This is a genomic window from Chryseobacterium sp. 2987, from assembly GCF_031456375.1.
Lineage (GTDB): Bacteria > Bacteroidota > Bacteroidia > Flavobacteriales > Weeksellaceae > Chryseobacterium > Chryseobacterium vaccae.
Genome location: NZ_JAVDUN010000005.1, coordinates 374,486 through 388,362 on the forward strand (window position 1 = coordinate 374,486; position 13,877 = coordinate 388,362).

Genomic DNA, 13,877 nt, shown 5'->3' on the forward strand with positions numbered 1-13,877 from the left:
TCATTTATTTCTTGTTATCATTTTTTTACTGATGCTCCTTTTAAAAGAAATTCCAGTACTTTTTCTGTATAGTCAAACCTTTTTTGAAGATAAAAGATATTGTTGTCTTTGTTCTGGACTGTACTCAGCCCATTCTTTTCAGCAACTATGGTGATCGCGTTATGGATCTGGTCTTCAAAGGGAATGATCAGGTTTTTTCTGAGGGTCGTAATTTCTCCGTTAGATCCAAACCTTAAGCTGGTTGTATTTTTAATGCTTTTTTCAAGTTCCTCTATTTCTTTTTCTCTTATCTTCAGCTGATTACCGACCAATAAAACCTTTTCGCTATCAAAGTTTGATTTTTTTATTTCGTACTCAGACTGTAAACGCTGAAGCTCCAGCTCCCATGTCTTAATCTGAGCATTTAATCTTGCTTCTGCTTCTTTATATTGAGGCATTTTCTCCAAAATGTACTGAATATCTACATAACCGGTTTTTTGTGCACTGCTGAAACTAAAAAATAAGAATACTAAAAATGTGAGGAGTGTTTTCAGGTTTTTCATGGTATAATGAGTATTAAAGGTTATTAATGATCTAAAGAACGACAGATGGGGTTAATTATTATCTCATTATGTCCTTTGTTCCTTATAGCCCATAGGATTGAAAACCAGCAAATCTGCTAACTTCTCGACTTTCATATGAGAAATAAAGAGTGTTCCCGATACATTTATCCGGGATCCGTTGGCAAAACAATGATATTTCGCAGGTTTTTAATTTTAAAAATAGTATTCTATGCATAACTCATGTTAAAGCATTATATTTAAGGAGTGAATTAGTTTAAAAAGGATTTTAGTGTATTATTAATGAAGAACTTTTATTAAAAAATATGACAAAAAAACCTTTACACAATTTCCATATTCCGGTAATGGGGCTTGCCTATACGATAGACAGCCCGATTCGTGTTGCGCAATATGGAATTTCTTCCGTGATCTCTATTATTGATGATGAGATCCTGGAAAAAATGAAAGATTTTTATAACAAAAAATTTAATCTCAATTATCTGGGAATCTCCACGAAAATGGAAGATTACAGAGCCAAGAGAATTACGGACTATCTGGATATGGTAGATGATATCGTGAATGAAAAATTTGAATCATTCAAACAGGAAATCAGCAGAAATAGAGAAGCATTAAAAAACTTCATCTCAATTCTTCCCAATAGTTCAGATTTGAAAGCCGGGCTTCAGAATCTTATCAGCCAGAAAGATCATTTTGGTTGTGGGATCAGAAATTTTATTGAAACCAATTTAATGCCCGGAAGTATAGATGTCAATATCATGACGAAAGTGGATAAGGACAATTATAAAAATGGCGAACAGCTTCCGGTGATCTACAATGACGCCCATGCTTCATTGCGGGGATTTGCCAACAGTAAGCTGTCTTCTTCCGTAGTTTTATCTGCCGGGATGAATCCTCGCCTTTACAGTTATCTTGAAGAATTTGAAGACTTCTTTCCTGATCAGAACGGAGTGATAAAAAAGAAAATAATCCTTAAAGTCAGTGATTTCCGTTCAGCCATGATTCAGGGTAATTTTCTGGCCAAAAAAGGGCTCTGGGTTTCAGAGTACAGAATAGAGTCGGGGCTGAATTGCGGAGGACACGCATTTGCCACGGATGGACTTCTGCTTGGACCTATTATGGAAGAATTTAAGCAGAAAAAGAACGACCTGATCCAGTCTGCTCATTCTTTAATGACTGCGGCACTGGAACAGAAAGGAAAATATGCCGTTTCTCAGCCGTTAGAAATGAAAATTACCGTTCAGGGCGGAGTGGGTACCTCAGAAGAACATGACTTTCTTCTTGAAAACTATCATGTGGACAGCGTAGGATGGGGCTCACCATTCCTACTGGTTCCGGAAGCAACTTCTGTAGATCCTGAAACCAGAAAACTTCTTTTAGAAGCTAAAGAACAGGATTATTACACGAGCAATATGTCTCCTTTAGGAGTTCCTTTCAATACCATACGGGGAACATCCAATGAAGCAGTAAAACATCAGAAAGAAAAAGCTGGAAGATACGGAAGCTCATGTCCCAAAAAGCTGCTGGCATTAAGCAAAGAGTTCTCATCAGAAGGGATCTGTACTGCTTCAAAAAAGTATCAGGATATCAAATTACAAGAACTACAGACTGAACAGGAAACACTATCTGCTGAAGATTTTAACAAAAGAAAAGCACAGATTACCGATAAAGCCTGCCTGTGTGTAGGGCTGGTAAATTCAGCTTATATGGAACAGAATATCCGGATAAAAGGAGAAAAACAGGGTGTGGTAATATGCCCCGGACCGAACCTTGCTTTCTTTGATAAGGAAGTTTCCCTGTCAGAAATGGTACAGCATATCTATGGAAATGCCAATATCCTTCCTGATAAACAACGTCCCAATATGTTTATCAACGAACTTAAAATGTATGTGGCCTATTTAAAGAAAGAAATCGAAAATTCTTCTGTAACGATGACCAATGCACAGACTAAAAAATGGAATGCATTCAAAAAGAATATGCTGGAGGGGATAGAGTATTATAGCGATCTTTTTAAAAAAACGTCTTTCTTTAAAAACACATTGGATACTATAAATCTGCAATTGCAGCAACATAAACTGGAACTTACAGCCATTGAGATTCCTCAGGTTGAAAAGTAACAGGTCTTTTTAATTGATAGATAAAAACAGCTTTCGGAAGAAGGCTGTTTTTCATTAGAACTATGAATATTGTAATCTGCAAAATCTGAGATTTTTTTTATGCTCACAGATTTTTGTTGGAGTTACGCAAAGTCGCTATTTTTTAATCAGCTTCATGGTATAAGACGCAAGGATTTTATCTCCGATAAAACAATCTATAACTTACTGAAAATCTTCGATGTTCCAGCACTTTAAAGCAGCGTAATGGTTAAAACCCTTGTGTCATTGCATTTTCCAACTAATCAGAATATTCTTTCAAAAGCTGTCTGTAGCTCATCAGGATAGACGATTTTGAAATAAACCCTATAAATCCGTTGTCTTCACTTACCACGGGAAGATTCCACATCCCTGTATCATCAAATATTTGAAGGATTTCCAGAGGCTTATCCTCTCGATGCAGTACGGCTGGCGGAGTTTTCATGATCTGGGCTACGGTCAGAGAATGGTCTGCTTCAAAGTTAAAAAGATACGGCCGGATATCATCAAGGGTAAGAATGCCCTTTAGTTTTCCTTCCTGATCTACCGCTGCAAAGATATTTTTATTCCCGTTTTTCACCCGTTCAAAGAGTTCGGAAACAGAAGCTGTTTCCTGGATGGTTTCGGGATATTTATCGATAAAATCTTCTGTTCTTAGTGCAAAAAGTATATTTTTATCATGTTTATTGGTGAAAATTTTCCCTTGGTCAGCTAGTGATTTCAATTCCGGAGAAATAGGAGAGAACCATTTTGCAATCAGGTAAGACATCACCGAAACAATCATCAGCGGGATAAAGAGATCATATCCGAAACTGGATTCTGCAATCAGGAAAATAGCGGTAAGAGGAGCATAAAGGACTCCGCTCATGGCACCAGCCATCCCCACAAGAACAAGATTTGTAACCGGGACTTCCGTGAAACCGAGATGCTGGCATATCAATGCAAATAAATAACCAACTGTTCCTCCGGCAAAAAGAGAAGGTGCAAAATTACCTCCGTTTCCTCCGCTGAATATAGTAAAAGAAGTAGCAAAAGCCTTTAATAGGCATACCAGAACAAGAAAAATAATCACAGTCCAGTCTCCGATTTCAAAATATCTGAAAAAACTGTTTCTAATTACAGCCTGAATTTCACCTCCTGTAAAAGCTTTTACAGTTTCATATCCCTCTCCGAATAATGGAGGAAAAAGAACACAAAGAAGGGAGAGTACGGCCCCTCCAAACATAGCCTTACGTATTCTTGAAAGCTTAAGCCTGCTGATAAAATGCTCTACTTTTTGAGAAATAAAAACAAAATAACGGGCATAAAGTCCTGTTACCACTCCCAAGATGAGATAGTAGGGAACATTTTTATAGTTAAAGGCTTCTCTGGTATAAAACCTGAAAAGCACATCTTCCTGTAGCAATATTCTGGATAAAAGACTTCCGCAGACCGCAGCAACCACTAAAGGAATAAAATCTGTGAAAACCACTCCTGTAAGAAGAATTTCAAAAGCAAACATGATTCCGGCAATTGGTGCATTAAAGGCAGAAGCAATACCGGCAGTGGCTCCGGCAGCCAGCAAAAGGGTACGTTCTTTATAGCTCAGTCTGTAGGTCTGGGCATAATTGGACCCAATAGCTGCCCCGGTTACCGCAATCGGACTTTCTAACCCCGCAGATCCTCCAAGCCCTACCGTTACGGCACTCTGAATTACCTGGGAATACATTTTTACAGAAGCTACAATGCTTGAATTCTGTGCTATCTCATACAAAATAGCTCCGATTCCTTTCCGGTCCTGACCTTTAAACAAAGTAAGAACAATCAATGTAGTGAGAACAATTCCCAAAAAAGGAAAAACAATATAAAATAAAATCTGATATTCGAAATGAACCTTATGGGTAATAAAATAATGGATATTGTGCACCAGCGTCTTCAGGATTACCCCCGCAAGACCGGCAGTACAGCCTACAAGGATCCCGGAAAGCACCAGAAACTGATTCCTGCTGAGTCTGTTGTTCAGCCAATGGAGAATAAGTTCATAACTACGGGCTTTTTCCAGTCCGTAATTCTGAAAATCTCTTTTAAATTTTAGAAAGCTTAGGTATTTTTTTTTGTTGTGAATCTTCACCTGAGAATAGTTTTAACCTCAAAAGGTAATGTAAAGGTAAGCATATCTTTATAAACAGATAAACCTAATTTCAAGCAAACGGCTGTAATGTGCTGCCAGTCAATCGAAAATAATTTCACATAAAAAGACTGAGTAACAGGCTTCAGCTGGATTCAGAATGATCTTTCTTCAGATTGCTGATAAAGTAGGAGGGGCTCACCCCGGTTTCTTTTTTAAAGATAACGGCAAAAACTTCCCGGGAAGAAAAACCACAGGCTTCAGCCAGATAACTGATCTTATATTCCCTGTAAATGGGATTTTCATACAGCTTTTTGGTAATATAATCAATGCGGAGGCTGTTGATATAATTATTGTAATTTTTCTCCTTATGCTGTTTGATGATCTCTGAAAGATATCTGGTATTGGTATTCAGTTCATTCGCAAGAGAAGTAAGGCTGAGATCTTTTTTAATAAATTTTTGGGATTTTTCAAATTTATCCAGCTTAAGCAGAATCATATTCATGGTATCATCGGTAATATAGATACTTTTTTCCGAGTTTCCCGCTTCTTCACGATCTGTAGGAGTAGCAGGAATATTTTCTAGGTTTTTGATGGCAAGATCATATTTATCGTGAAGCTTTTTTCTGCTTACTCTCCATAAAACCCAGCCTGCCGCAGTAATAAAAATAATGAGAGCCAATGCAGACAGCAGAATTTTCCGGATATTACCGGTGTGGGCCTGGCCCTGTTTATCCATTATTTGTTTTACAGGAATATTGATGGCTTTCTTTTCTGCATTCACTAAACTGTCATTAAGCTTTGTATAGAGATTCATATATTTTTTTGAAGCCGTTTTTTCTCCAAGTTCTACATAGGATTTGAAGTATACTTCGTATATATCTCTTCGGATATAAGGCATGCTGATTATTTTCTCAAACTGCTCGGCACGGGATGCATAATAGACGGACTTGTCATATTCTTTCTGATCATAGTAAAGCCAGGCATATTCATTCAGAACAGTTATTTCCAGGTTTTTAGAAACATTATATTGTTTGTTCTGGCATATTTCTAAAGCTTTGCCAAAATAAGTTTCTGCATCATTTATCCTTCCGGAAGCAACACTTGTCATTCCCAGATTAATATTAACCAGTGCCAGCATATGATATTTTTTCGATACAAAATCCTTATCGTTTCCAATCTTCACTGTGCTTTCAAGGCATTTCTTCTGATAATAAATAACACTATCCAACGGTGCATTCACATGGGCCGAATAACTTGCGAAACCAATGTATGTTAAAGCATTTAAATAGTTTTTTTTATCACTGGATGTTATTTTCTCAGATATTTTTAATGCTTTTCTTAATTCTTTGATACATTCATCATTGAAACCGAGTTCTGTATAGGATGAAGCCCTCAGTCTGTAAACATTGGCCAGAATAGAGGCGTCTTTTAGTTCCAGTGCCAGTTTTTCAGCTTCTCCACTTAAATCGATTACTTTTTTATGGTTCCCCAGATCAAAGTATCTGGCCATAAGCATAACACTGCTCTCCAGAACTCCTTTTTTATATCCTTTCTTTTTTGAAATGGTATAGATTTCATGTGAAAGTTCTATGGATTGGGAAGGTTTATCTTTAGCAAGCTCTTCAGCTTTTTTAATTTTTGATTCAATCTGTGTAATAAATCCTATATCAACTTGTGCGTAATAAAATCCGAAAATAAAACAGAGGACAAATAGAGCTGATTTTTTCATGTAGTTGTGTTTTTGCGTTCGCAAATTAAGTGTAAAATTAACTATAATCTCGTAAAAACGGTGTTAGTTTTTCCGAATTTATCATACTGTGTTATAAATTTAACACGCTGATAATAAGTTCTTTAATTTACAAATTTTATTGAAGACCAAATGTGTCTTCGGTTTTTTAAAAAATTGATCTTTTTACACAAACTATTACACTTTCTGTTTCTATAGTTAAAGGAAAATGATAGAAAGGCAATCAATTTTTTACAAATATTCAAAGTGTATTATCCGGTTTAAAGGATGTAATATATTCAGAAATTACAACAGGGTTCATTTTCCCGTCTCTTCATAAACTGCTAATGTTGCAAAAGATTAAGCTTATTAAAAACACAGAATTTCAGGCTTGAATTCTAAAACACGGATTATGAAAAGCAATGTTACTATCAAAATTTCCTGTTCCCTCAATCCGAAATTTTGTTCCATTGCTTTTCTCCTGTTTTATTAAACACTGAAAATAAGCATACAAAAAAACACACATATGGATTTAAAAAAATTAAATATCGGGCCGCTCATTAAGGAATGTGTAGAAAAAAGCGGACTGGAAATACAGCGTATCTCCCGGTTTTTAAATGCTTCAGAAGATGAAATCACTCAAATGTATCAGTCTGCTGAATTAAGTACAGATTTATTGCTTCGATGGTGTAAACTTCTGGAATATGATTTTTTCAGACTGTATTCACAGCATCTGATTTTATATGCTCCACAGTCTTCCGTTGACTATGTCCAGAAGAAAAAGTTACTGTCTTCACTTCCTGCCTTCAGAAAAAACCTTTATACAAAAGAAATCATAGAATTTGTTCTGGATAAGATCAGGAAAGGGGAGATGACAAAATCGGCTGTTGTTACTGAGTACAAAATTCCCAAAAGTACACTCTACAAGTGGATGAATAAGTATAATATCCCTGAAAAATAAGCTTTAAACCCTAAAACATGATGAAAAACAGCCCTGATTACAGAAAAATCTACACAGATATGATTAATGAAAAGTATCCTGATAAAAAAGGAGAAATCAAAGGTATATTATCCAAAGAAAATCTTTCGATGCTGGATGTGATTACCTGCAACAGTATTATTTCTGGTAGAGAAGATGAAAAGACCTTTTCTTTTAACCAGAAACATCGTTTTTTTGACCAGCAGTCCATCCTTCAGATCTTAGATTTTCAGAAAAAAAACGGCTACAATAATACCCAGGTTTCACGTCATTTCAAATTGAGCAGGAATACAATCACCAAATGGAAAAAGAAATATCTGTAAAAAAATGCTTTTGTTGTAATTATTTAACCTGTTGATTTTAAATATCATTACAAACGATACCTAAAGTCATTTTACCCATCGGTTATTTTCTTACTAACCTTTCAATTCTAATTTAAACAGTATACAATGAAAAAAAATCTACTGCCCATGGCCCTCCTGATCTCGATGTCTGCCGCCGCGCAGATAGGAGTCCATACAAAAGAACCTCTGGGGGTTCTGCATATAGATGGGGCAAAAGACAACGGAAATCCAGTTACCCAACAGCAAATAAGCAATGATCTCATTATTACAAAATCTGGTTTTATTGGCGCAGGAGTAGAACTTCCTGCTGTAAAACTGGATATGAGAACATCCGGAACACAAAATGCTTTTGGATTGGGCTCTACAACAATGACGGCCAACGCTGTCGGAGCAGGAGCTGTGAGATATGAATCTTCATCTTCAAAGATCCAGGTTTCTGATGGCAATACCTGGGAAGCTGCCATTATTCTTCCCGTTAAGGCTGTCGTTGTCGCAAGAATGACCAATGCATTTTCTGTTGCTTATAATGTGGATGTAAACATTACCGGATGGAATGAAGTAAGGGATCTTACTAACAGCTTCGATCCGGGGACAGGAATTTTTACTGCGCCCAGAGCTGGAATATACACCTTTTTGATGACTTATAACTTCGTTTCAGGCCCGGTAATCAATTCTTCTGAAGTAACCAGCCAGTTCTTCAGTCCAAGCAGCACATCTATTCTTGCACGTTCCTTCAAAACATTTGCGCGGGCTAATGAAGATGCCCAGATTGGCGGTTCTGCAGCAATTACTGTAAATCTGGCGGCTAATCAGACGGTGCGGCCTCAGCTTCGCCAGAATATTACCACCTCTTCCAGAGCTTTAAGAGTAAATTCAGACCTTCTGCATCCCGATGCCGGTTTTAACAATCTGACCATTATAGAACATTAAATAACACTAAAATGAATATTAACAGTATATACGGCATGCTTTTCTTTATTATTTTCTCTTTATCTCTGCATGCACAAACCGGTGTATTCACAAAAGATCCCTTACAGTCTTTTCATATTGATGCTGCTAAGGATAATACAGGAATACCACCTTCTACAACACAAATATTAAATGATGTAGTAGTAACTTCTGAAGGAAAAATAGGAGTCGGGCTTTTGGACCCAAAAACCAGAGTAGATATCCGGTCTGCCGATCAGAAAGGTATTATTGGATTGGGAACCAGTTCTCAGACCGCTACCGAGGCCAAAGCAGGTGCCATACGATACAGTACCGGAAATATCATCCAATATTCTGACGGAGCAGCCTGGCATAATCTTCCCATGACTCTTCCCCCTAAAGCATTGGTATTGGCCAATAAAGGAACTGCACGGACTTTTGGAAACAATGCGATTACAATCGTAGACGGATGGTCCGTCATTACAGACCCGCAATCAAATTTTAATGGAAGCTCAGGGACTTTTATAGCACCCAGAGCAGGGTTTTATATCGTTTCGTTTAATATCAGCCTGGCAGATGCCAATATTGCCCAGAATTCCAGAATAGAGACGATTATTGAAAGCAGTACTTCCACAAATAATATTCAGATTTACAGAAGCGTAAATTCTTACCCGGCCTGGGACGTCAATACGGTAAGCAATATCGTGGGAGGCAACTGTACTGCCATATTCAACTTATCTGCAGGAAATACCGTTCAGTTTAAAGTCTATCATAATTTCGGCGGGATCAGAAATATTGATACAAGCAATGGTGGAACCAATAACAGCATTAGTATTTATGAATTATAAAAATCTAAACACATGAAACTGAATAAAAATATAGTATTCTTAAGTCTTGGAGTTTTTCCGGGCATTCTTTCAGCCCAGATTGGTATTGGCATTTCTAATCCCAATCAGGATAATGCTGTGGAAATAAATACTACTGAAAAAGTGCTCATTGACAAAACCGGAAAAATAGGAGCCGGAGTAGCTCTTCCAAAAACAGCAATCGACCTGAGAGGCGGGACAAATGGAGCTATGGCTGTAGGAATGACTGACCAGACGGCAGCAGAGGCCGGAGCCGGAGCCATCAGATACAATCCCAGCCCGGCTATCGGTGTCCAGGGATATATAGAATATTCTGACGGAGCTGTATGGGTTCCAATTCTTCCATACGGGAAACCCAGAATTATAGTTATGGCAGAGAAAACAGACAGCAATTGTACCGTTTTTGAACCGGGTTTATGGCCCGTGGGAGATTATACAGACGGAATTCCCGGAAGATCTTCTGCTTACCTTACTTCATGGACTGAGAAGCTGGATTCGGATTCCGGGCAGCCCAGAACTAATTTTAACCATGTAACAGGGGAATTTACAGCCCCTAGAGCAGGGGTTTATTTTGCCACTTTTACTTTTGCACTCGCTCCAAGCCAGATCAATACCAGCTTTGGGCAAAATCAGACAGAAGCCATCTGGGAGGTAAGAGACTCTTCCAATAAGGTAACGCAAAGGGTAAAAACCAATAATGGCTATCCCCAGGATACCGGAAATCCCCCGAATACGGTGATTGCAGGATCTGCATGTACGGTAAGCGTATATCTGAATGCCGGAGATAAGCTCAGACCTTTTGTATGGATTAATGTAGCATGGGATCCGGATAAACGGTCTTTACTTAATACAGGAGGATATAACGTCCTTACCATTGTAGAACAATAATATCCATGAAACACAAATGTCTTTATATAGCTGGGATGGATATTCTGTCCCGGCCCTCTTCGAGGGAATAAAATTCCGGAATTCATATAGAAAAATATATTGGGTTATCTTACATTCCTGAAAACAGAATTACATCTTTTGTGCTGAAAAACAGATATCTAAAATTCACTATAGAATGTCTGCACGATGTTTGCATTAGATTTAAAATAAACACAAATATATTGATATGAAATCTTACATTCTGACAGGAAAATACACCTCTATAAGCCTGCGGGCATTTATAAAAAAAACAGCAGCCTTTATCATTTTTATAGTCCTTTTTTCATGTGAAAATAAAAAAGCAGTTAAGCTAAGACAGATCATTGACAGGCAGGAAAAGCAGAGTTTCCGTATGCTTGTAGGAGAGAAAGGCTTAGAGGAAAAAAAACTGAACTATCTGATCGCCCATGAATATGATAGTGCTCTGGCTGTTGTTGATCAGCAGGAAGCAGAGTTTAACAAAATAATCGGAGACATTCAGAAAGCCAATACAGACGGTGTTTCTCAGGGAAAAGAGCTGCAGCATACTTCTGTTAATTACTATACAGCAATCAAGAATCTTTATCTTTTTTCAAAACAGGAAATAGAATCGGAAAAACTAATCCGAAATGGAAAAAGAGCAGAAGCGGATTCTGCAATGAAAAGAATTGAGTTTCTTTATCGTGAAAAAAAACAGTTATATGACAAAGTCTTCCAGTCAGAGAATGATTTTTATAAAACCCGGCAGACATTTCTAAAGGAAAATAAATTAAAATAATCTGTCATTACACCACTTTTGCTTTTCTGACTATTTTCGCCAGCAGGGCAGGGAAGAACCTTTTCAGGTAAACACCTGTTACTTCGCGTCCTCCTATAGATTTTTGATTTTTCTTTTGCTGAATCGCGGTCAGCATTTTTTTTGCAAATACATCTGCGGGCATTCCTTTCATAGTGGCATCATCCATTGTTCCCTGCAGAGAACCGTCACCCGTTACGGCATTCACAGAGATATTAGTGTGCACAAACCCGGGACAGATAATGGTAATCAGAATTTTCTTCTCATACAGTTCAGCTCTGAGCGAATCAAAAAAGCCATGGAGGGCATGTTTCGCAGCAGCATAACCGCTTCTCATCGGAGCCCCGAAAATACCCATCAGACTGGACACTACAACAATCTGTCCACCACCGTTTCTGATCATATAAGGAATTACAGCTTTGGTGATTGCAGCGGTTCCCAGAAAATTAATATCCATTAAACGTTTATCCACTTCAATATCCGTCTCTATTGCCAGAGAACGTTGTGACAAGCCTGCGTTATTTATCAGTATATCAATTTTATCTAATTTCTCTACAGCTTCTGCAGCGTTGTCATTCATATTTTGGTAGTCAGCAAGATCCAGAGGTACTACTGCAAAACGTTCTACAGGAAGTCCGGCTTTTTCAGCAGCAGCATATAACTGGGCTTCGTGCCTGGATGACAATATGATTTTTGCAGTGCTTTTCTCCGCGAGTTCCCTGGTTAAAGCTTCTCCGATTCCTGAAGATGCTCCGGTAATCCAGATTACTTTATCGTTAAAATAAGTGTTCATTCTGTTATTCTATGTATTGGAATTATCTGTTTTAAGTTCTGCAATATACTTTCCGGCCTTCATTCCGGAGAAAATACAACCTCCGAGAAAAGTTCCTTCCAAAGCACGGTAGCCATGCATTCCGCCACCGCCAAATCCGGCGGCTTCACCAACGGCATACAGCCCTTCCAGTACACTTTCATCTTCCTTCAGAACCTGACCGCTTAGATTGGTTTTAATTCCACCCAGTGTTTTCCGGGTAAGTATATTTAGGCGAACAGCAATCAGGGGGCCGTTTTTAGGATCAAGTATCTTGTGCGGTGCGGCTACACGTCCCAGTTTATCTCCTAAATAATTCCGCGTACTGCGTATATAATTAACCTGGGTATCTTTTGAAAACTTATTATCCAGTTCCCGGTCCCGGGCTTCTATCTGTGATTTTATCTTTTCATAATCCAGAAGATGGTCCCCGGACAGCTCATTCATCTTTTTTACCAGATCTTCAAGATGGTCTGAAACAATAAAGTCTTTTCCGTGTTCTTTAAAAGCTTCTACAGGGCCTGGCGCCTTTTTCCCGAATATCCTTTTAAGAAATAATGGATAATCTTTATTGGTAATATCCGGGTTCTGTTCTGAGCCGGACAGGGCAAATTCTTTTTTAATGATCTTTTGGGTCAGGATAAACCAGGAATAAGAAAATCCGGTGTTTTGGATGTATTTTAATGTTCCCAGCGTATCAAATCCGGGAAGAAATGGAGCAGGAAGGCGGTTGCCTTTTGCATCAAACCATAGAGAAGACGGCCCCGGAAGTATCCGGATACCGTGTTTGGGCCATATTGGATCCCAGTTCTGGATTCCTTCTGTATAATGCCACATTCTGTCACGGTTGATAATATGTGCTCCTGCATTTTCTGCAATACCAATCATTTTTCCGTCCACATACGCAGGAACTCCGCACACCATATTTTCCGGGGCTGTCCCCAGTCTTTCCGGCCAGTTTTTCCTTACCAGTTCGTGGTTGGCACCAATACCTCCTGATGCAATAATAATATGAGGCGCCGTATATTCAAACTGGGAAATTACATTTCTGTTAGTTTCCACACCTCTTGCTTTATCATCATCTTCAAGAATATCTCCTTTCACTCCTTTGAGTTTTCCATTTTCAACAATTAATTCAGTAACCCTGTGTCTGAATTTCATCTGCAGCAGGCCTTTTTTTTGAGCCTGATACGCTTTTTCTACAAAAGGCTTTACAACTCCTGTACCGGTTCCCCAGCTGACATGAAAACGCGGTACTGAATTTCCATGGCCATTTGCTGAACCATCACCACGTTCAGCCCAGCCCACCATAAACATCAGTTTGATGCCGAGTCTGGAAATGTATTCATACTTTTCTTGGGATGCGAATTTAAGATAAGCTTCTGCCCATTTGCGGGGCCAGTAATCTTCTTTACGGTCAAATCCAGCAGTGCCTTTCCAATCCTGGAGAGCCAGTTCATAGGAGTCTTTGATTCCCATTCTGCGCTGTTGTGGTGAATTGATCAGAAACAGCCCTCCAAACGACCAGAATGCCTGTCCGCCAATATTCTGTTCTGTTTCCTGATCTATTAAAAGCACTTTCTTTCCGGCATTGGTAATTTCCATGGCAGCAGTAAGTCCTGCCAATCCGGATCCGATAATAATGGCATCGGGCTGGAATATTGTTTCCATTCGTAAAGAGATTTCCTGATTAATAATACGTTACTTAAATGTATAAAATATT

The 13,877-nt window shown here is 38.4% G+C and carries 12 protein-coding genes; 7 read left to right on the top strand and 5 right to left on the bottom strand.

Annotated features, from left to right (window positions below):
• Positions 1-17 precede the first annotated feature (17 nt).
• Positions 18-542, bottom strand: coding sequence for an OmpH family outer membrane protein (locus J2Y40_RS17145; protein WP_310000331.1), 525 nt, complete (start codon positions 540-542; stop codon positions 18-20).
• A gap of 323 nt (positions 543-865) precedes the next feature.
• Here J2Y40_RS17145 and J2Y40_RS17150 point away from each other — a divergent pair, with 323 nt between their 5' ends.
• Complete coding sequence (locus J2Y40_RS17150; RefSeq protein ID WP_153392301.1) at positions 866-2,674, top strand: hypothetical protein; 1,809 nt, start codon at positions 866-868, stop codon at positions 2,672-2,674.
• Positions 2,675-2,951: 277 nt separating this feature from the next.
• On the opposite strand, the gene J2Y40_RS17155 is transcribed toward J2Y40_RS17150, so the two are convergent.
• Together J2Y40_RS17155 and J2Y40_RS17160 are read right to left on the bottom strand one after the other, a co-directional pair.
• On the bottom strand, positions 2,952-4,799 hold the full coding sequence (locus J2Y40_RS17155; RefSeq protein ID WP_153392303.1) for a chloride channel protein: 1,848 nt from the start codon (positions 4,797-4,799) through the stop codon (positions 2,952-2,954).
• 142 nt (positions 4,800-4,941) lie between these two features.
• On the bottom strand, positions 4,942-6,528 hold the full coding sequence (locus J2Y40_RS17160) for a tetratricopeptide repeat protein (RefSeq protein WP_310000335.1): 1,587 nt from the start codon (positions 6,526-6,528) through the stop codon (positions 4,942-4,944).
• Positions 6,529-7,051: 523 nt separating this feature from the next.
• Between J2Y40_RS17160 and J2Y40_RS17165 the strand changes: the two genes are divergently transcribed.
• The 6 genes from J2Y40_RS17165 to J2Y40_RS17190 all read left to right on the top strand — a co-directional run bounded on the left by J2Y40_RS17165 (position 7,052) and on the right by J2Y40_RS17190 (position 11,325).
• Entirely contained in the window at positions 7,052-7,486 is a 435-nt protein-coding gene (locus J2Y40_RS17165; RefSeq protein ID WP_153392306.1) for a recombinase family protein, read from the top strand.
• A 17-nt stretch (positions 7,487-7,503) separates the two neighbouring features.
• Complete coding sequence (locus tag J2Y40_RS17170; RefSeq protein ID WP_310000339.1) at positions 7,504-7,827, top strand: helix-turn-helix domain-containing protein; 324 nt, start codon at positions 7,504-7,506, stop codon at positions 7,825-7,827.
• 126 nt (positions 7,828-7,953) lie between these two features.
• On the top strand, positions 7,954-8,778 hold the full coding sequence (locus tag J2Y40_RS17175) for a hypothetical protein (RefSeq protein ID WP_153392308.1): 825 nt from the start codon (positions 7,954-7,956) through the stop codon (positions 8,776-8,778).
• An 11-nt stretch (positions 8,779-8,789) separates the two neighbouring features.
• Complete coding sequence (locus tag J2Y40_RS17180) at positions 8,790-9,623, top strand: hypothetical protein (RefSeq protein ID WP_153392309.1); 834 nt, start codon at positions 8,790-8,792, stop codon at positions 9,621-9,623.
• Positions 9,624-9,635: 12 nt separating this feature from the next.
• The gene (locus J2Y40_RS17185; RefSeq protein WP_153392311.1) at positions 9,636-10,529 is read left to right on the top strand and encodes a hypothetical protein; all 894 of its coding nucleotides are present in this window, start codon (positions 9,636-9,638) and stop codon (positions 10,527-10,529) included.
• A gap of 226 nt (positions 10,530-10,755) precedes the next feature.
• The gene (locus J2Y40_RS17190) at positions 10,756-11,325 is read left to right on the top strand and encodes a hypothetical protein (protein WP_310000342.1); all 570 of its coding nucleotides are present in this window, start codon (positions 10,756-10,758) and stop codon (positions 11,323-11,325) included.
• A gap of 7 nt (positions 11,326-11,332) precedes the next feature.
• Here J2Y40_RS17190 and J2Y40_RS17195 read toward each other — a convergent pair whose 3' ends face one another.
• Positions 11,333-12,136 (bottom strand): SDR family oxidoreductase, encoded by an 804-nt coding sequence (locus J2Y40_RS17195; protein ID WP_310000344.1) that lies wholly within the window; start codon positions 12,134-12,136, stop codon positions 11,333-11,335.
• 9 nt (positions 12,137-12,145) lie between these two features.
• The gene (locus J2Y40_RS17200; protein ID WP_153392317.1) at positions 12,146-13,825 is read right to left on the bottom strand and encodes an FAD-binding dehydrogenase; all 1,680 of its coding nucleotides are present in this window, start codon (positions 13,823-13,825) and stop codon (positions 12,146-12,148) included.
• Positions 13,826-13,877 lie beyond the last annotated feature (52 nt).